The organism is Pedobacter hartonius (genome assembly GCF_900107535.1).
Taxonomy (GTDB): Bacteria; Bacteroidota; Bacteroidia; order Sphingobacteriales; family Sphingobacteriaceae; genus Pedobacter; species Pedobacter hartonius.
On sequence record NZ_FNRA01000011.1, the window covers coordinates 58,211 to 76,319 of the forward strand.

Here is an 18,109-nt window from a genome sequence, read left to right on the forward strand (position 1 = left end):
CACAATAACTATTGCGGATCACTGCATTTCTGACCGCTTTAGGAGGGTAGCCTGGTACTCCATGGGCGACATTTTAAAATGCCGTTGAAAATTCTTTCCGAATACGGTCTGGGAACTGAATCCTGTAAGCTTCGTGATTTCGAACATCGAGTATTCGTTTTGCGAGATCAGTTCCGTAGCTTTTTTAATCCTTGTTATGTCAATGAGTTCTTTTGGAGACAATGACGATAGCGATTTGATCTTCCTGTAGAATGTGGGCCTGCTCATATTCATGTGTTTGGCAAGCTTGTCAATATCCAGGCTGATATCTTTGATATTCTTACGGACATAGTCGTCCAGTTTCTTTAGAAAAAGTTCATCTGTTTTTGACTGTGCCATTACCCGCACATCTTCAAAGGGCGAATTTGCAAAGTGGTCCTTTATCTTAAGCCTGTTTTTAAGCAGGTTTGACACCTGCAGCTGTAAGAACTCTGGTGAGAAAGGCTTCTGAATATAGGCATCTGCGCCATTTTCGAGCCCTGATATTTTGGCCTTATAGGTGTTTTTTGCGGTGAGCAGGATGATCGGGATATGGCAGTACTCAACTTTAGCTTTAACGATGCGGCAAAGCTCGAACCCGTCGATGCCAGGCATCATGACATCACTGATGATCAGACTGATCATGTGGTCGTCAAGAATCTTTAATGCGCTTTCGCCATCAGTGGCAAGGTGCAGCCGGTAGTTTTCACCAAGTACATCAGAAAGAAATTCCAGAATATCTTCGTTGTCATCTATTAATAAAAGTGTTGCATCCATTATTTCATGTTTTTCCAATTGCCGAGTTTGAACCCGAACTTTTGATGAATAGGTAAAGTTAATTGAAAAGTAATCAAATTTGTTTCATCGTATACCAATTTTAAGGAGCCATTATGAAGCTCCGTCAGCGATTTGGCCAGTGAAAGCCCGATCCCGGTACCCTGTTGTTCGCTTCCATGAATCCTGAAAAAGGGTTCAAATATCTTCTCCCTGAGTTCTTTTGGAATTGGCTTACCATCATTGCTGATTCTGATGCTGAAATCTCTCTCTTCTTTTTCTCCGCAGAGGATGCTGACCGACACTTTAGATTCTCCATATTTAATGGCGTTGGAAATCAGGTTGCCCATGATCTTTACGAAGGCCTCCGTATCTACAAATGCAACCAGTTGTTTTTTTGGAAAATTAAGCGAGAGTCCGATCTTTCGCTTTTCTGCTGCTGCGCGGAAGATATCTGCCTGATCGGCCAGCAGCGCCGTGACGTTTGTACTAACGAAACTCAGTCCGAATTCATTCATCTCCGTTTTTCTGAAATCGAGCAGCTGGGTAGTGAGACTGAGCAAGCGGTTGGTGTTCTTTTCAATCATCAAAAGGCTTTTCTTAATGGCAGGCGAGTCGTCTGCTTTTTTAAGGATCCGTTCTACGGGACCGGCGATCAATGTCAAAGGCGTTTGTATTTCGTGGGCAATATTAGTGAAAAACTCGATCTTTGCCTGGTATATTTCCTTTTCCTTTTCAAGCTCGTACAACTGTAATTTGCTGCTGTTCTTTCTGTCCTGGTAGCGCATGTAAAGGTGCAGTGCCAGGCAGATCAGGCCGGCCATGATCACGAAATAGAGGCCATATGCCAGGGTGCTTTTCCATACCGGGGGAAGGATTTTTATGAATAATGTCCTTTCCTTACCTGTCCAGTTTCCTACATTACTTTCTGCAGCAACGATGAAGGTGTAATTCCCGGCGGCGAGATTGGTGAAATAGGCTTTGCGGTTGACGTTCAGATAGGTCCAGTTCTTGTCCAGGCCTTTCATAAGGTACTTGTAGCGGGTAACGCTGGGAGAGGAATAACCCAGGGTAGAGAATTCAATGTTAAAGCTCGACTGATCATGTTCCAGTACCAGGCTGTCTGTATAAATGATGGAATTCTTTAAAGGGCTGTTCCGGATAGCAGGAACAGTCTCCGTATTGCTGATCTGGAACCCGGTAATATAAGTTGGCGGCACCTGCCGGGGTTTTCCAAGCGCTGATGGAGTAAAAGCAACCATCCCTTTTACAGAGCCGAAATACATCATCCCCTGGCGGTCTTTGAATGCCGAGTTGTAGTTGAACTGATCTGTAATCAGACCATTGGCCTGGGTATAGGTCTTGATTTTTCCGGATTTCATGTTCATACAGATCAGCCCTTTGAGGGAGCTGATCCAAAGGTTCTTTTCATCATCCTCCAGGATCCTGAACAGGCTGTTGCTGGGCAGCCCGTTTTCTGTGCTGAACCGTTTAAAGGATTTGCGGTCCCTGTTTAAACGGATAAGTCCGCCACCTTCTGTGGCCATCCACAGGAAATGATTACTATCCTCAAAAATTCCCTGTATCGCGTATTCGGGTATATTTGGGCTTTCTTTTTGTCGGCCAAACCTGATGTTCCCGCTGCTGCCCGTTCTGGCATTATAGTAGAAAACACCACTTTGCATACTCCCTGTCCAGATTGTACTTTCATGGTCTTCAACTATTGAATAAACCTGAGAATCCTTAGGAATCTGCTGCACCCTTTTGAAGTGGTAGTTTTTTTCATTGAGCATAAACAGACCAGCCCCGGTTGTGCCAATGAGGAGGTTACTGTCACGTGTTAAATAGATACACATTACAAAATCGCTGCTCCTGCTGTCTTCCTTGCCAACCGGATTAATCCTTTTAATGATTCTGCCTGTCGGGATATCCATGACTTCAAGTCCGTGCTGGAAGGGCCCGATGTACACCCGGTTGCCAACAGTGAGCATCCCATGAATATTGGGATAGGATAAGCTTGACGGAATATCCCTGGAAGTATAGTGGCTGAATTTGCCGGTGCTGGTATTCAGTTTATTCAAACCGGCATCTTCAGTTCCGATCCAGATGTTGCCCTCCCGGTCGGAGGAGATTTCCCGGACGGCATTTCCTGATATAGAGTTGATACCGTTCACCGGATAGTATTTTTTGAACTGATTCGTTTCTGCAGAAAGATAGTTGAGCCCCCCAAAAAATGTACCTGCCCAGAGTCCCCCGCAGTTGTCTTTGTACAAGCAATATACTGCATTGTCAGACAGGGAATAATTATCTCCTACCTGCTTTCTGATATTTTCTATCTGAGATTTATCCTGGTTACAGACATATATTCCTGATTCCGTGGCGATCCAGAAAGTTTTGGAACTGTCGGCCATGATGTCCCTCACATAAATTTCTGTCCTGTCCTTATTCCGCAATAACAGGGATTTAAGCTGGCCTGTCTTCAAATGATAGGATAGCAATCCCTGTTTGGTCGTACCGATCAAAAGCTGATCCTGGTCTGTCCATAACAGTTTACTGATCTGCTTTGAGCTGAAAGGGAGGTCATGAAGAATAGGGATAACCGAAGATGTGTTGGTTTTGGGATCGTATTTCCCGATAGTGCCTCCGAAGGTGCCCAGCCATAAATTCATGGAGGGATCAAAGGCAATACAGGATGCGGAAAGATGATGATTGGTCACCTTGTTCCGGCGCTGGTCGTATTGAACGAGTTCGTTGTTGGAAAGGAACCACAGCTGATTTTTTTTGTCTACCAGGATATTACTGATAGAGGAGGGGGGGACAGGCAGAGCCGTAAAAGTTTCCGTGTAAGGATTAAATCTGAAGATCCCATGATTGGTGCCCACCCAGATCATCCCCCTACGGTCCTCGCAAAGCGATATGATACTATTATTCCCTATCCTTCCAAACCCGGTCTGGTTATTTTTAAAGGATTTGAAGGTATAACCGTCGAAACGGTTAAGCCCTTCTTTCGTACCAACCCACATAAATCCTTTTTGATCCTGAAGAATAGCGATGACAGTATTATGTGCCAGTCCGTCTTCCGCCTGGTAACGCTTAAAATAATAGGATTGCCCGCTGGCGAAAAATGGCAGTAGGCATAAGATGGTATAGAGCAGGTTTTTTTTATCAGATCGAAACATATTTGGTGGAATCAAATATAAGTATTGAGCATAAGCCAGCCGGAAATATGAGACAAACTAACTAAATATTGATCAATTTAGTAGGCTGAGAATAATTTAATTTGCTTTTAAATTTTAATTTATTGTTCAGCGGGCATTAAGCGTCTTTTAAAAGCGCAAACCCTGCGGGGAGTAATGACTGTTCTAACCAAATCATGGAAAAAATTTAATCTTCCATATTATTAAAAAACTATGAAGTGTTTCAAAAGACTTAATGCGCTCTGCCTGCTGATCTTTATCATCAGCGGGCAAACAGCCCTGGCGCAGGACGACCGCATACCGGCCTATCCCTTAATTACCCACAACCCCTATTTCAGTGTCTGGTCCAATACCGACCAGCTGAATGGCTCTGTCACCAAACACTGGACAGGGAAAGATCAATCCATGATCGGGCTGATTAAAGTAGATAAGCAATATTACAGGTTCATGGGAACAGTATCCCCAAGGTTCAAAAACCTGGTTGCTACAGGAGAGGAACTGCCTGGAAAATGGCAGTACACAGAACAGAATCCCGGAAATGGCTGGGAAGGGGCGGGCTATGCAGACCAGTCCTGGAAAAGCGGCCTTGCTCCTTTCGGGGATCAGCGGGCGCAGGCCGGAACAAGCTGGACGGGGAAAGACCTCTGGATCCGCAGGAAGTTTAAGCTGACCGCAATACCCAAAGGGCCGCTATTCCTGAAGCTCTACCAGGATGACGATGCCGAGGTTTTCCTGAACGGTAAGCAGATTGCCGGCACTAAGGGTGCAACAGGAAGTGCTGTAATGATTCCCCTGGATGCGGCAATGAAGTCGCTCCTGAAGCCGGGAGAAAATACACTCGCTGTTCATTGTTTAAATACCGGAGGCGGATCATGGCTGGACGTAGGTTTGTCTGAAAAATTGGCAGACCTTCCGGGCGATGTCTTTCTGACAGCAAAACAAACCAGTGTGAAACTCACCGCAACCCAAACGATCTATCAGTTTCAATGCGGAACTGTTGACCTGAAAGTGACCTTTACATCCCCGCTGATTTTGCAGGACCTCAGCTTACTGACCAACCCCGCTTCTTATCTGAGCTACGAAGTCAATGCAAACGATAAGCAAACACATCACGTTTCCATTTTCACCAGCGTTTCATCAGGCCTGGCCACCAACCAGTCTTCACAGGAAGTGCAGGCCTCTGCTTATACCAGTAACGGGCTTGCAATTTTAAAGGTAGGTACGACCGCGCAGCCTGTCCTCAAAAAGAAGGGGGATGATGTTCGGATCGACTGGGGTTATCTCTATGTATCAGCCCCTTCTGCTGCAAGTGCTAAACAATATATTACAGGCAGCGAAAATGCCTTGTCTTCTTTTAAAACGGAAGGAAAGCGGTCCACCAATCTGACAGGGAAGTCGCTGATGTTAAATACAGTAATCCCTTTTGGTAGTGTAGGCATCCAAAAGCAAAACAAGTTCATGGTCATCGGTTATGACGATCTGTATTCCGTACAGTATTTTCACACAGACCTGAAACCCATGTGGCGTGATGTTCCGGGGGCAACCATGGAAGGGGTATTGAGTACCGCTACTAGTAACTATGAAAAAGTGCTGGAAAAATGCCGCAATACTGATACTGAAGTTTATAATGATGCCCTGAAGTCCGGTGGAGAACAGTATGCCAAACTCTGTGTGATGGCTTACCGCCAGAGTATAGCCGCACACCAGCTGGTTAAAGGTCCCGATGGTGAACTGCTGTTCCTCTCAAAGGAAAACTTCAGCAACGGATCAATCAACACGGTAGATGTAACCTATCCATCGGCCCCGATGTACCTGCTGTATAACCCTGCGCTACTCAAAGGGATGCTGAATGGCATCTTCTATTACAGTGAAAGCGGTAAATGGACCAAACCTTTCGCTGCGCATGACCTTGGTACCTACCCTCTGGCCAACGGACAGACCTACGGCGAGGATATGCCTGTTGAGGAATCCGGAAATATGATCATCCTCAGCGCTGCCATTGTAACTGCCGAAAAGAACCCAGAGTATGCCAGGAAACACTGGAAAACCCTGACCATATGGAGCAATCATCTTGCACAAACCGGTTTTGATCCGGAAAACCAACTGTGTACCGACGATTTTGCCGGGCATCTGGCACATAACGCCAACCTGTCCGTCAAAGCGATCGTAGCAATCGGTGCCTATGCCCGCATGGCAGATATGCTGGGTGAGAAGGAAACCGCAGCCAAATATCAGAAACTTGCTGCAGAGATGGCAGCCAACTGGATTACTAAGGCCGATGCAGGAGATCACTTTGCCCTGGTATTTGACAATAAGAATACCTGGAGCCAAAAGTATAATATGGTATGGGATAAAGTCCTTGAATTGAATTTATTCCCTCAGCCGGTATATGATAAGGAAATCAAATTCTACCTCAGTCATCAGAATGCATTTGGATTGCCACTGGATAGCCGTAAAACCTATACCAAGTCTGACTGGATCATCTGGACAGCGACTATGGCGGCTAAAGAGGCAGATTTCAAAGCGCTCGTTGAGCCGGTTTATAACTATGCGTTGAAAACATCTTCCCGTGTTCCATTGAGCGACTGGCATGAAACACTGGACGGTAAAATGGTTGGTTTCCAGGCACGCAGTGTAGTTGGAGGGTATTTTATGAAGGTACTGGCTGACAAGATGAGTAAGCAGAAATAGTATATCTATATATCTAGATACCCTTCTGATCATGGGATCTTCTATCTTGAAAAGAGGGTATACGCTATTCCGGCTGCATTAATTCGCTACGCGAAAGAACGACCAGGCCGCAATAGCGTATACCCTCTTTTTTAAAGATCATCTAAGGGATTAACCCAAACCACCGTTCATAGATGGTCTTAAAACAACCGGTCAGATATTGATATTTTCCAGGTATTTATAACCGCTGCCGGTATTCAAAAGAAGAACTCTTTCGCCACTGCGGATCCAGTTGGATGCTTTCAGAGTTTTAAAAGCCTGCCACAGGGCGGCGCCTTCAGGGGCAATCAGCATGCCTTCTTTTCTGGCAATTTCCTTTAATGCAGACTCCATTTGTATATCACTGACACTAATAGCTGTTCCTGCACTTTCCCTGAGCACTTTCAGAATCAACTTATCTGCGTATGGTTTCGGCACCCTCAGCCCGTTGGCGATGGTAAAGCCACGGTCCACAAACTGCGATTGCAGTTCCTGGTGATGGAATGCCTGTGTAATTCCGTCGCAGCTTTCTGACTGTACTGTCACCATTCTCGGCCGTTTACTGCCTATCCATCCCATCTTTTCCATCTCATCAAAGGCTTTCCATATCCCGATCAGGCCGGTGCCTCCCCCTGTCGGATAAAGGATCACATCCGGAACTTCCCAGTTAAATTGTTCTGCAATTTCATAGCCCATTGTCTTTTTGCCTTCCAGACGGTAGGGTTCTTTGAGTGTCGACACCTGGAACCATCCGTTTTCGGTAGCATCTTTATCGGCCAGTTTTCCGCAGTCGGAGATATTGCCGTCCACCTCGATTAAGTTTGCACCATACAGGCGGCATTCATCTTTAAAAACCTTCGGGGTTAACTTAGGCATATATACATATGCATTTAATCCCCCCTGTGCGCAATAAGCAGCCAATGCACCCCCGGCATTTCCGGCCGTTGGCGTAACAATGTTTGTAATTCCAAGTTCCTTTGCCTTGGAAACTGCCGAACTTATTCCCCTGGCTTTAAAGGAGCCTGTCGGGTTGCCCGATTCATCTTTCCAGAACACTTCATTGTCGTTTTCCTGGTAGGATAAATTCCTGAGCGGGAGAACAGGCGTAAAACCTTCACCAAGGGTGACGACATGCGCAGGGTCTGCTACCGGCAGAAATTCGTGGTAGCGCCACATCGTTGCCGGTCTGCCTGAGAAGAGCCTTTCCGGGTCAGTACTGAGCGGCAGGTTATACCCTGCGAATAGCGAAGATTTACAGGCTTCATTCAAACATACGGTCTGTATAACAGTTGATGGATATCTCGTGCCGCATGCGGGGCAGTAGAGATCTTCAATCAGGGATAGTTTCATTTAAAAGTATTAATTCCTGTAAATGTATCAGCTAATCAAATCCCTTACTTATACATTTTGCTGATATGCCATAACCAAACTATCACCAATAAAAAATCAAATGAATTAATTACCTTCAAAAGAGTTATTTTTACGCTCTATAAATCCTCATCTGTGCTTTCATTAAGTCACCTTGTCTTTCTAGAAGTTGCGGCTAACCTTAGTTTTTCCAAGGCAGCCAAAGCCCTGTATATTAGCCAGCCTGCAATCAGCAGGCATATCCATATGCTGGAAGGGCAATACAATTGCGCCCTTTTTGAGCGTAAAGGTAACAGCATACAGCTTACTGTAATTGGAGATACCATTTACAAATACCTTCAGGAAGCAAGGGAAATACAGCGGAAGATTGAATTTGAGGTGAGCACGCTGAAGCAGGAAGCGGAAGCGGCAGGGAATTTAAAGCTGGGCGCCAGCACCACGGTATCCCTCTATATCATCCCGGGTATTCTTTCAGCCTTCCACCAGATGATGCCAAAGATCAATATCCAGGTAGTAAACCGGAATACTGAAAATATCATTACGGCCTTGCTCAATAAACAGATCGACGTAGGAATTGTAGAAGTAGAAAATAAGATCAACCTGGTCAATTATGATTACTTCACCTCAGATAAAGTGATTGCAGTTTGTGCCGCCAAAAGCCACCTGGCCAAAGCAGGATGTTTAACACTCACAGAACTGCTGAAAACCAATGTGGCCCTGCGCGAGGTAGGTTCCGGAACGTTGTCTGCACTGACGCGCGAATTAAAAAAGCACGATATCTCTATCTCAGATCTGCACGCCAAAGTACGCCTGGGCGGAACAGAGGCCCTGAAGAATTTTATACTGGCAGACCTCAGCCTTGGCTTTTTACCCCAAAAGGCCGTTACCAAGGAACTACGCAACGGCGATCTGGTAGAAGTACACATTGAAGGACTGGAGATCAGCCGCGATTTCTTCTTCCTGACCCGTCTCGGCGAAAACTTTGACCTCATCAAGAAGTTTATCCGTTTTTCCCAGCGCTTCATACAGCCCGACATATAGCGGCCTATTAATTCCTATCTTGTCTCTTCAAATCTTAATCATGGCTATTTTGAAGAATTCAATCTTAATCCTTATCCTCCTTGTTCTGCACGTCAGCAGCGTAAACGCCCAGTCTGTAAAGCAAAATTTCAATATCGTTTTTATTGGCAACAGCATCACCCATGGTTCAGGATTGCCCGATCCTGAAACACAGGCACCCCCTGTCATTGCCGCACAAAAACTAAGAGCGTTTAAAGACATAGGCACCGTGCAGATCAGTAACGTTGGCAGGAGCGGATCTACGACGCTGGACTGGCTGCCTGAAAATAACAAACTGTTTCCGACTGCCAGGCAGGCTGCCGGCAGGTATGCCACTGATAGTGCTACCCTGCTTTTTTCTATCGTTCTGGGAACGAATGACAGTGCAATAAAAGGACCGCATGGCGCCCCGGTATCACCTGAGGATTACCACGGAAATTTAATAAAGATTGCCGACAGGCTATTGGCTGAATATCCAAAGTGTAAGATTATTTTTCAGTATCCTACCTGGTATAGTGAAAATACCTACAATACTTCTAAATATTTGAAAGAAGGACTGAATAGGTTGCAGTCCTACTTGCCTGAAATCGATGCAGTCGTAAAAAGTTACAAAATTTCGCAGCCCAACACGGTTTTTTCCGGTAATAAGAAGGTATTTGCCTATTTCAAAAAGCATCGCGCCCTGTTTCAGAATGAAAAAGGCCAGCAGGGAATATTTAACCTTCATCCTAATGTAGAAGGAGCTGCTGAACTGGGTAACTTTTGGGCAAAAGCCATTTATAAAGCACTGGAATCTGCAAAATAATTGTTAACATTAAAAAAAAAATGACAACCTGAAAAGCTGATCTACTCACCAGAAAGGCGCAGAAAAAACAAAAAATGATGAAAATAATTTACATGACATTAGCCCTTTGCTTCTTTTACAATCTTTCGTTCTCCCAAAACGATGTGGTAAATGACGATGAAGGAAGCAGTTACAACCTGAACAAACCCGAACGTGAAGAATGGCTCCGTGATACTGGAGCGGGTTTATTTATTCACTTCAACGTTGATGCCCAACTGGGCGTAGTGATCAGCCATTCGCTGGTTGGCGCTTCAAACGATTATGTAGAACGTTATTTTAACGAGTTACCTAAAACGTTTAACCCTTCAAAATTCAATCCCAAAGAAATTGCCGAACTCGCAAAGATGGCGGGCATGAAATATATCTGTTTTACCACAAAACACCATGCCGGGTTTTGTTTCTGGGACACGAAAACCACTGATTTCAACATCACGAAAACACCCTATAAAAAGGATATGCTGAAGGAATTTGTGGATGCCACCAGGGAAGCAGGCCTGGACGTAGGGTTTTATTTCTCTCCTGAGGATTTCAACTTCTTGCGCAGCCATAATATACCGATCAGCAGGACCAATGTGAAAATGGATGCCAAAACTACAAAAGAATACAACGACTATAACCGCAAACAGTGCGAAGAACTGATGACTAACTACGGTAAGATTGATGTGTTCTTTATTGACGGCGAACCTAAAGAAGTGGTAAAGGAAACCTGCTGGAGGTTACAGCCAAATCTGCTGATCACACGCGGGGCTATCAAAACGCCTGAGCAGGCATTGCCCGGTGCAAAGATCACCCAGCCCTGGTTATCGCCGATCACGATGGGTACAGCCTGGCAGTACCAGCCTACTAATGACCGTTACAAATCCGGCACGCAACTGATCAACCTGATGATCGAAGCAAGGGCCAAAGGCGGTTCCCTGTTATTAAACATAGGGCCGAAACCGAATGGCGAAATGGCTATCCAGCAGGAAGACCGTTTACGTGAAATGGCACTATGGAATTTTATTAACCACGAGAGCATGGACAGTGTCCGCAGCTGGGTGGTAAGCAAGGAAGATGATATCTGGTTTACCAAAAAAGGTAAAAGTACGGTTTACGCATTTGTTACAGATGTGGCCGACTGGAAGGAGGCCGCCCGCAAAACTTTTCTGCTGCGGTCAGTAAAAAGTACCCCGGATACAAAAATCAGTGTCCTTGGGCAAAACAGCCAGATCATTGAGTATAAAGCAGACCTTGATGTGAGCTGTAAATATACCCAGACTACCGAAGGCCTGGAAGTATCTGTAGTGAAAGCGCAAAGGATCTATGACGACCACCGCTGGCCAAATGCTGTGGTGATCAAACTGGAGAATGTGAAACCGGTTTTTGAAGAGGCCGTATTTGTAAAAACTATGGGTTCCAGCCTGACGGCGGATGGAGCAGTGCTCAAAGGTAAAGTGATGGATTATCAGCCCGCGCTGTCAAAAAGGGCAAGGTTCTATTACCGTCCTTATGCAGGGCAGGTAGAAACATTATATGCTGCACCATGGGTAAAAACTGTTTGGGTGAATATCAATGCCGACGGTACATTTTCTGCTCCGCTGAAGGGTCTGAAAAAGGGAAGCCGTTTTGAATACAAAGCTGTTGCTGAACAGCAGAAGGTTGCCGTAGAAGGCGAAACCAGTGTGGTCAGCTTCTGATGAAATTTCAATCAACCCGTTTAATTGCTATGAGTAAATAACAAAATAATGACCCTTATTCTCGTGTTTTTATGCATCCTGCTGCTGATCGTCATGGTCTCTGTCTTCAGGATCAATGCTTTTCTCGCTTTCCTTGCTGTTTCTATCCTGGCCGGGATTGTATTGGGGATCCCTCTGGCAAAAGTAGTGGGCTCAGTAGAGAAGGGCATAGGTGACGTGCTCGGTTCTTTGGCGGTGATCATTACCATTGGTGCCATGCTGGGTAAACTGGTGGCGGAAAGCGGTGCCGCGCAGAAGATCGCTGCGGTGATCATGAATTTCTGCGGAGAGAGATATATTCAGTGGGGAGTCGTAGTGACAGGTTTCCTGATCGGTATTCCCCTTTTTTACGGAATAGGTTTTGTGCTGATGATACCGCTGATCTTTTCTGTGGTCTACAAATACAAGCTTCCTCCTTTATACATCGGCCTGCCAATGCTGGCTGCCCTTTCCGTAACACATGGCTTCCTGCCGCCGCACCCCTCGCCATCCGCCCTGGTGATCCAGTTCAATGCGAACATGGGGCTAACCCTGATGTATGGACTGCTGATCGCTATTCCTGCTATTGTGATCGGTGGCCCGCTTTTTTCCAGGACGCTCAGAAATATTCCTTCAACACCACTGCAGTCTTTTGTTCCGGTAGAAATGCCGGAGGAAGAACTGCCCGGAACATTCAACAGCTTTTTTACTGCATTACTGCCGGTACTGCTGCTGATCCTGGCAACAGTGTTCTCGTTTTATACTGCCAGTCATCCGGGCTTGAAGGATGTGATTGCCCTTGCCGGTCATGCGGATGTGGTGATGCTGGTCTCCCTTTTTACAGCAACACTTACCCTTGGGATCTTTCAGGGCAGGAAGATCTCCGGCATTATGAGTATCTATGCGGACGCTATCAAAGATGTGGCGCTGATCTTACTGATCATTGGCGGCTCGGGTGCATTGAAACAGGTATTGGTAGACAGTGGCGTGAGCGGGCAGATTGCAAACCTGCTGAAAGACCTGCATATGCAGCCCCTGTTCCTGGGCTGGCTGATTACGGCAGTGATCAGGTTTGCAGTAGGCTCTGCGACGGTTGCAGGCTTAACCACTGCAGGGATCATCCTGCCCTTAATGATCGCAACCCATACCAATCCAAACCTGATGGTGCTGGCCGTGGGTGCCGGAAGTCTGATGTTCTCTCACGTGAACGATGCCGGATTCTGGATGTTTAAAGAGTACTTTACGCTTACACTGAAAGACACCTTCAAATCATGGGCACTAATGGAATCTATTGTTGGGCTTATTGGCCTGATAGGTGTACTTTTATTAAATCAATTTATATAAGAAATTAGAATATGGAAACTTTTAATGCAGATGAGCAATTTGAAAAATTAGAACTAAACCTTCCACCGGCACCTACGCCGCTTGGGGTTTATAAGCCTTTTCTAATTGATGGAAAATACCTTTATTTATCCGGACATGGTCCTGTAAATGATGATAAAAGCCTGATCATCGGGCGGATTGGTACAGACATGGATAAAGAGGAAGGTAAACTTGCGGCCAGGCAGGTGGGACTGACAATGCTGTCTACCATTAAAACAAATCTGGGAAGCTTAAACCGTGTGAAAAGGGTGATCAAGGTTCTGGGAATGGTGAATTGTACAGCTGATTTTGAAAAACATCCATTTATTATCAATGGCTGCAGTGAGCTTTTTGCACAGGTTTGGGGCGAAGAAAATGGGATCGGTACCCGCAGTGCTGTTGGTTTCGGATCTTTACCGGACAATATTCCTGTAGAGATTGAAGCCTTATTTGAACTCCATGACTAATACCGTACAGGAGGCCTGGTACCTGATCAGCGAAGCTGAGCAGCCGGACTCGCCTGCACTGGTCTTTTACCCGCACAGGATCACTGAGAACATTGACAGGCTGAAAAGGAGTATCAGTGACATCAGTCGCCTGCGGCCCCATGTGAAAACCCATAAGAATGCAGAGATCACACTGATGATGATCCAGGCAGGTATCAGCAAATTCAAGTGTGCTACCATCGCTGAAGCAGAGATGCTGGGCATGTGTAAAGCACCCGATGTATTGCTTGCCTATCAGCCCGTAGGGCCAAAAATTGACCGGTTCATTGCACTGATCAAAGCCTATCCGGCTACGCATTTCTCCTGTCTGGTGGATCATCCGGATGCGCTGCAGGCTATAACTGCGGTGGCTGCGGCAGCAGGGCTGGAGATTGGCCTTTTTCTGGATCTCAACGTGGGGATGAACCGTACGGGGATTACCCCTGATGAAACGGCGGTAGCACTTTATCAGCAGATCCATGCCCTGCCAGGTGTATATGCCCGGGGGCTGCACGCCTATGATGGTCATATTCATGATGCTTCTTTTGAACTCAGAAGGGAAAAGTGGCAGTTGGTGCTTGACGCAATTTCAGGTGTGGAGAGGCAGATCATTGCTGCCGGCCTGCCAAAACCGGTGATCGTTGCCGGAGGAACGCCAACATACCCCTTCTATGCAGCACTGGACGATATTGAATGCAGCCCGGGGACATTTATTCTCTGGGATAAAGGTTACCAGGATGCTTTTGCTGAACAGGAATACCTCAGCGCAGCCCTTGTACTGACGCGGGTGATCTCGCTTACCGCTGAAACCCTGGTTACGGTAGACCTGGGCCATAAGTCTGTAGCGGCAGAAAATGAACCGGGCAGAAGAGTCTGGTTCCTGAATGCGCCGGACGCTGAATTTATAGGTCAGAGTGAAGAACACCTGGTGCTGGATTTAGGTCTTGATCACGGCTTTCAGATCGGTGATGTGCTGTACGGACTGCCCTTCCATATTTGCCCTACCGTGGCGCTGTATGGAACGGCCGCACTGATAGAGAACCATCATATCACCGGAGAATGGAAGATCATTTCGAGGGAAAGAAAAATTAACATTTAGTTTAGGATTATGTTTACGATAGATGCACACCTTGATTTAAGTATGAATGCGCTGGAATGGAACCGCGACCTGCGGTTACCCGTTTCTTCCATTAATGCCCGGGAACAGGGCTTAACAGATAAACCTGACAGGGCTAAGGCGGTGGTTTCACTGCCCGAACTGAGGAAAGGTAAAATAGGATTGGTAGTTGCTACCCAGATTGCACGTTATGTTGCTCCGGGAAATAACCTTCCGGGCTGGCACTCGCCCGAACAGGCATGGGCACAAACCCAGGGCCAGGTTGCCTGGTACAAGGCAATGGAAGAAGCAGGCGAGATGGTGCAGATCCATGACCTGGAAAGCCTGGAAACACACCTTCTTTTATGGAATAGTGACCTGGCCGATGAAATCAAACCCATAGGTTATATCCTGAGCCTTGAAGGAGCAGATTCAATCGTTACTGTAGAACACCTGAAGCGGGCGCATGCCTATGGTTTACGTGCCCTGGGTCCTGCACATTACGGTCCCGGGCGTTATGCTCAGGGAACCGATGCGACCGGGTTAATGGGCCCTGAGGGGCACGAGCTGCTGAAAGAAATGGAGCGTTTAAATATCATACTTGATGCCACACATTTATGTGATGACAGTTTTTGGGAGGCGCTGGATCATTTCAATGGTCATATCTGGGCTTCACACAACAATTGCCGGGCATTGGTAAACCATAACCGCCAGTATAGTGACGCGCAAATTAAGGAATTGGTAAACAGGGGCGCCGTTATCGGCCTGGCACTGGATGCATGGATGATGGTGCCCGACTGGGTTCGCGGAGTTTCTACCCCTGAAAATATGCATTGTAACCTGGAAGTAATGGCTGATCACCTGGATCATATTTGCCAGATCGCAGGGAATACCCTCCACGTTGGTCTGGGTTCTGACCTCGACGGTGCTTTCGGACGTGAACAATGCCCTTATGATATTGAAACGATAGCCGACCTGCAAAAGATTCCTGCGATTCTAGAAAAACGCGGGTATAAAAAACAAGATGTGCAGAATCTGATGCAGGGCAACTGGACCAGATTCCTGAGAAATGTTTGGGCTGTTAAATAGTTTTCCCCATAAAAAAGGGGTTATCCACAATCAAATGTGGATAACCCCTTTTTTATGGGGAAAACTTGCTAAACCCTCCTATATTAGTGCTGATTGTTAAATATCAATGTTCTTTTTATTTATATTTTTTCCGATATTTAATTTTTTGACTTGTATAGTTAATTAAGACATTTGATCATCATGCCGGAATCCAGTTAAGAAATTAATAAAGATAGGCGTATATCTTACTGTAAAAATAAATATGAAGTATCTTTTTGAGGTTTTGTGCAAAACCTTTAATTTTCGGAATGTTATTACCTAAATAGAACAGTGTATTATTTTTTCGGATTTTGGCAGAGCCGGGGTAGATTTAGATTCTTACAGTTGGATAGACGGGGCGGGAGTTTAGGTTGTATTGAAAATATTTGAGATGAATACTAAAGGACAAATTAAACTAAACTACCCTGATGAATTCAGGATTGCCTGTAAGATTAGCAATCTCAAGCACGAAGAGCTTATTCAATACTTTATTGACCAGGTTTCGTTTTACGCTTTTATCGGAGGAAATATGGAGCCGGCACACCTCTGGGCTACTACCGTCAGTATCGAATGTAAAGAGTTCTGGAACAAAATTCCTGTAGAAACCATATCAGATCCACTGGTACAGGAGATTTCCCTGAAATATATCAGGAAGCTCACCGCATTAAGCCTGGAAGCCGGCCTTACGAAGAATGAGGAGACCAGCACCAGCATATCCTTTATGAATGAATGGTCAGCAGAGCTCATCCCGCTCACCGATTATGAACCTGATATAACAACGACTAAAGGAGAGGTTTTTAATCTGACCTTTGATTTTAATCTCGTTTGCAGACTACATGGAATTCACACAGATCTTTTATTACAGTATTTTGTTGATAATATCTCCCTGGCGCGGGAGAGGGCTACCAATGTGATCGAGGAGATCGGGATAAATCCTTCTGTGGCTGTTTTACTGATCCTGGTTTCCTATCATGACGATGTTAAACACCGGATACTTCCCCATCAGGAGATATACAGGAAATATGGGCTACAGTTACTGCAACTTGATAAAAAACAAAAAAGCGAAAATGATTTTGAAAGCAGGGTGGAAAGTTACAGTGCTTTTTACCGGGAGTGGTATAATGCACTCACAATAGACATAAATTAATCAACCGGATATAGATTAATCAAGACTGATTCCCTGCCCTTTATTAAAAATCACTCTATTCATTTAATCCATTTCATCATTCCTCTTAAAATTGTCAAACCTATTTGATTCTGTGTCTGTTTAATTGTTGAAATATTTGTTTAGCAATTTAGATTGTTACCCCTATGAGTAATTAAAAACTGTCAATATGGACGCTAAAGGACAATTTGGACTAACTTATACTGAAGATTTCAGGATAGCCTGTGAAGTCAACTATTTTAAACAGAAAGAAGTACTGCAATACTTTATCAACAGGGTGTCTTTTTATGCTTTCAATGGAGGGGAAATGGAAGCTGCTGCGTTATGGGCAACACAAATTCTCCTTGATTGTAAAAACCTGATAGGTGGCGAGGTGATTCCTCTCACCAATAGGAAGGTAAAACGGATAGCTATAAAATATATCTTCCTGCTGAACGATTTGAATGAAAACACCTATCTGTCAACTGTAGATAAGATGAAAGAAAGCTTCTGTATTATGCAGGAATGGGAAGCCGAGATGCTTCCGCTTGTGGACTATCCCAGGACATTTTATTTGAACGAGGAAATCTTTCTGGTGCTCACCTTCGACTTTAACCTGATTTGCCGGATGAACGGACTGCAACCTCAGCAGGTACTGCAGTATTTTATTGATCAGATATCCGTGGCCAGACAAAGAGCCCTCAACCTGATTGATTTTGCAGGAACTAATTCCTGTATGTCTCTTTTCAGTATCATGCAGCTCAGCCGTTCCATGAAACAGAAGAAGCTTCCCGCTCAAAAGGAAATTGAGGCATGGTTTACGCAGCAATTGCTCGCTCTGGACGAAACACTCAGGGATGAGCCGGATATCGACAGCCGGGTGGCCACATACAGGGAACTTTACGCTGAGTGGTGCCATACGCTCCGGAGAAACCTGGAATGACGGTTGACTATAGGCCCTTGTTCTCCTTCTTTTTGGAGATAAGTGCCGTGGAAGGGAGGAAATCTTTTGGAGACAATCCGAAATGGTCAGCAAAGATGTTGATGTGCTTTAAGTTGTATTTGGCCGGATTACTTAGGTTTTCAACATTCCCGATAAAGGATGCTTTTACTCCGATAATATAGGCAATATCTTCCTGACGTAACTTTTTGTCAGCCCTTAATTTTCTGACAAAATCGATCACGTGTTGTTCAATAAGATCTAGTTTTACCTTTCCTTCCATTCCGGGACTAAGTAATTTATATTCCTGAT

Annotated in this window: 14 protein-coding genes; 10 read left to right on the forward strand and 4 right to left on the reverse strand. The window is 45.3% G+C overall.

The genetic code is table 11. The features are described from left to right. Nucleotides 1–18 precede the first annotated feature (18 nt). Together BLW16_RS17505 and BLW16_RS17510 are read right to left on the reverse strand one after the other, a co-directional pair. Nucleotides 19–795 carry a response regulator transcription factor gene (locus tag BLW16_RS17505; RefSeq protein WP_090559235.1) on the reverse strand — a complete coding sequence of 259 codons (777 nt, stop codon included), beginning with the start codon at nt 793–795 and terminating at the stop codon, nt 19–21. Continuing rightward, nucleotides 795–3,971 carry a ligand-binding sensor domain-containing protein gene (locus BLW16_RS17510; protein ID WP_090559016.1) on the reverse strand — a complete coding sequence of 1,059 codons (3,177 nt, stop codon included), beginning with the start codon at nt 3,969–3,971 and terminating at the stop codon, nt 795–797. Before BLW16_RS17510 ends, BLW16_RS17505 begins: the two co-directional genes overlap by 1 nt. A 231-nt stretch (nt 3,972–4,202) precedes the next feature. Here BLW16_RS17510 and BLW16_RS17515 point away from each other — a divergent pair, with 231 nt between their 5' ends. Further along, nucleotides 4,203–6,680: a glutaminase family protein gene (locus tag BLW16_RS17515; protein ID WP_090559018.1), complete on the forward strand. Its 2,478-nt coding sequence runs from the start codon at nt 4,203–4,205 to the stop codon at nt 6,678–6,680. A 192-nt stretch (nt 6,681–6,872) separates the two neighbouring features. Here BLW16_RS17515 and BLW16_RS17520 read toward each other — a convergent pair whose 3' ends face one another. Then, on the reverse strand, nt 6,873–8,048 hold the full coding sequence (locus BLW16_RS17520; protein ID WP_090559020.1) for a threonine synthase: 1,176 nt from the start codon (nt 8,046–8,048) through the stop codon (nt 6,873–6,875). 153 nt (nt 8,049–8,201) lie between these two features. Between BLW16_RS17520 and BLW16_RS17525 the strand changes: the two genes are divergently transcribed. The 9 genes from BLW16_RS17525 to BLW16_RS17565 all read left to right on the forward strand — a co-directional run bounded on the left by BLW16_RS17525 (nt 8,202) and on the right by BLW16_RS17565 (nt 17,800). Beyond that, nucleotides 8,202–9,107 (forward strand): LysR substrate-binding domain-containing protein, encoded by a 906-nt coding sequence (locus tag BLW16_RS17525; RefSeq protein ID WP_090559236.1) that lies wholly within the window; start codon nt 8,202–8,204, stop codon nt 9,105–9,107. A gap of 49 nt (nt 9,108–9,156) precedes the next feature. After that, entirely contained in the window at nt 9,157–9,930 is a 774-nt protein-coding gene (locus BLW16_RS17530; protein ID WP_394332032.1) for an SGNH/GDSL hydrolase family protein, read from the forward strand. Nucleotides 9,931–10,004: 74 nt separating this feature from the next. Further along, the gene (locus BLW16_RS17535) at nt 10,005–11,645 is read left to right on the forward strand and encodes an alpha-L-fucosidase (protein ID WP_245735363.1); all 1,641 of its coding nucleotides are present in this window, start codon (nt 10,005–10,007) and stop codon (nt 11,643–11,645) included. 48 nt (nt 11,646–11,693) lie between these two features. Then, the gene (locus tag BLW16_RS17540; RefSeq protein WP_090559024.1) at nt 11,694–13,007 is read left to right on the forward strand and encodes a gluconate:H+ symporter; all 1,314 of its coding nucleotides are present in this window, start codon (nt 11,694–11,696) and stop codon (nt 13,005–13,007) included. Between the two features lie 11 nt (nt 13,008–13,018). Continuing rightward, nucleotides 13,019–13,492: a RidA family protein gene (locus BLW16_RS17545; RefSeq protein WP_090559025.1), complete on the forward strand. Its 474-nt coding sequence runs from the start codon at nt 13,019–13,021 to the stop codon at nt 13,490–13,492. Then, a complete protein-coding gene (locus tag BLW16_RS17550) occupies nt 13,485–14,609 on the forward strand; it encodes a D-TA family PLP-dependent enzyme (protein WP_090559027.1) in 1,125 nt (374 codons plus the stop codon). Before BLW16_RS17545 ends, BLW16_RS17550 begins: the two co-directional genes overlap by 8 nt. Nucleotides 14,610–14,618: 9 nt before the next feature. Next, on the forward strand, nt 14,619–15,695 hold the full coding sequence (locus BLW16_RS17555; RefSeq protein ID WP_090559029.1) for a dipeptidase: 1,077 nt from the start codon (nt 14,619–14,621) through the stop codon (nt 15,693–15,695). 409 nt (nt 15,696–16,104) lie between these two features. Next, a complete protein-coding gene (locus BLW16_RS17560) occupies nt 16,105–16,860 on the forward strand; it encodes a hypothetical protein (RefSeq protein ID WP_090559031.1) in 756 nt (251 codons plus the stop codon). Nucleotides 16,861–17,047: 187 nt separating this feature from the next. Further along, nucleotides 17,048–17,800, forward strand: coding sequence for a hypothetical protein (locus BLW16_RS17565; RefSeq protein WP_090559033.1), 753 nt, complete (start codon nt 17,048–17,050; stop codon nt 17,798–17,800). Nucleotides 17,801–17,807: 7 nt separating this feature from the next. On the opposite strand, the gene BLW16_RS17570 is transcribed toward BLW16_RS17565, so the two are convergent. Beyond that, nucleotides 17,808–18,080: a helix-turn-helix domain-containing protein gene (locus tag BLW16_RS17570; protein ID WP_090559035.1), complete on the reverse strand. Its 273-nt coding sequence runs from the start codon at nt 18,078–18,080 to the stop codon at nt 17,808–17,810. Nucleotides 18,081–18,109: the final 29 nt, after the last annotated feature.

Bases quoted from the DNA above. Each gene is read 5' to 3' on its own strand.
- BLW16_RS17560 (WP_090559031.1), top strand. From the start codon at position 16,105: ATGAATACTAAAGGACAAATTAAACTAAACTACCCTGATGAATTCAGG.
- BLW16_RS17510 (WP_090559016.1), bottom strand. From the start codon at position 3,971: ATGTTTCGATCTGATAAAAAAAACCTGCTCTATACCATCTTATGCCTA.
- BLW16_RS17565 (WP_090559033.1), top strand. From the start codon at position 17,048: ATGGACGCTAAAGGACAATTTGGACTAACTTATACTGAAGATTTCAGG.
- BLW16_RS17540 (WP_090559024.1), top strand. From the start codon at position 11,694: ATGACCCTTATTCTCGTGTTTTTATGCATCCTGCTGCTGATCGTCATG.
- BLW16_RS17555 (WP_090559029.1), top strand. From the start codon at position 14,619: ATGTTTACGATAGATGCACACCTTGATTTAAGTATGAATGCGCTGGAA.
- BLW16_RS17505 (WP_090559235.1), bottom strand. From the start codon at position 795: ATGGATGCAACACTTTTATTAATAGATGACAACGAAGATATTCTGGAA.
- BLW16_RS17520 (WP_090559020.1), bottom strand. From the start codon at position 8,048: ATGAAACTATCCCTGATTGAAGATCTCTACTGCCCCGCATGCGGCACG.
- BLW16_RS17535 (WP_245735363.1), top strand. From the start codon at position 10,005: ATGATGAAAATAATTTACATGACATTAGCCCTTTGCTTCTTTTACAAT.
- BLW16_RS17515 (WP_090559018.1), top strand. From the start codon at position 4,203: ATGAAGTGTTTCAAAAGACTTAATGCGCTCTGCCTGCTGATCTTTATC.
- BLW16_RS17545 (WP_090559025.1), top strand. From the start codon at position 13,019: ATGGAAACTTTTAATGCAGATGAGCAATTTGAAAAATTAGAACTAAAC.
- BLW16_RS17570 (WP_090559035.1), bottom strand. From the start codon at position 18,080: ATGGAAGGAAAGGTAAAACTAGATCTTATTGAACAACACGTGATCGAT.
- BLW16_RS17550 (WP_090559027.1), top strand. From the start codon at position 13,485: ATGACTAATACCGTACAGGAGGCCTGGTACCTGATCAGCGAAGCTGAG.